Source organism: Streptomyces sp. CO7 (assembly GCF_053474865.1).
This window is the reverse complement of record NZ_JBRIOU010000004.1, coordinates 997,133-997,857: the sequence shown is the minus strand read 5'-3', so window position 1 is coordinate 997,857 and position 725 is coordinate 997,133. Positions and strand designations below refer to the sequence as shown.

2 protein-coding genes are annotated in these 725 nt (G+C 74.8%); one reads left to right on the top strand and one right to left on the bottom strand.

All coding sequences use genetic code 11. The annotated features are described in order from the left end of the window. The coding region (locus ACOV8S_RS17385) for a carbohydrate-binding protein (RefSeq protein WP_448318897.1) at window positions 1-87 on the top strand (87 nt) is incomplete at its 5' end. A gap of 123 nt (window positions 88-210) precedes the next feature. Here ACOV8S_RS17385 and ACOV8S_RS17380 read toward each other — a convergent pair. Further along, on the bottom strand, window positions 211-621 hold the full coding sequence (locus ACOV8S_RS17380; RefSeq protein WP_448318680.1) for a four-helix bundle copper-binding protein: 411 nt from the start codon (window positions 619-621) through the stop codon (window positions 211-213). Between the last annotated feature and the right edge of the window lie 104 nt (window positions 622-725).

The following is a 725-nucleotide window of genomic DNA, read 5'->3' as shown; positions in this document are numbered from 1 at the left end:
GTCACGTACCGGTGCCTGCAGCAGCACCAGGCGCAGGGCGGCTGGGAGCCGCCGAACGTGCCCGCCCTGTGGCAGCGGGCCGGCTGATCTTCCTTGAGGGGGCGCGCCTCACCGCGGTGTTGTCGCCCCGCCCCTCTCGCCCCCGCCGGGGTTCCTCCACCTCCGGCGGGGGTCCGTGTTCCGGGTGCGGCCCGGCCGGGCCGACGGGGATCAGCCCAGGGCCGCCAGCAGGGCCTCGCAGGCCTCCTCGCAGGAGCGGCAGGCCGCGGCGCAGAGCCGGCAGTGGTCGTGCTGGGTGTGGTGGGCGCACTCCTCGCCGCAGGCCCGGCAGGCCGCGGCGCACGCGGTGAGCATGGCCCGGGTGACGTCGACGTTCGAGCCGGTGTGCCGGGACAGGACGCGGGCCGTGGCGCCGCAGACGTCGGCGCAGTCCAGGTCGGAGCGGACACAGGTGGCGAGCTCGTCGACCATGTCCTCGGAGAGGCACGCGTCCGCGCACGCCGTGCACACCTGGCCGCAGGACACGCACTCCTCGATGCAGGCGGTGAGTTTCTCCCGGTCGACGCCGCCGAGGGCGGAGGGGTAGGCGTCGAGCATCTCCTTGACCTTGAGCGTGGTCATGCGGTCACTCTCCTTCCGCTGGTCACCCTGGCCGGGTGGGCGGATCGAGGCGGGGCAAACCTGAACGCGGGAGGGCGGCGGGCATTCCGCCCGCCGCCCTCCCA

What these genes read in the sequence shown, in the direction of transcription:
- ACOV8S_RS17380 (WP_448318680.1), bottom strand. Translation starts at nt 621, where the DNA reads ATGACCACGCTCAAGGTCAAGGAGATGCTCGACGCCTACCCCTCCGCC.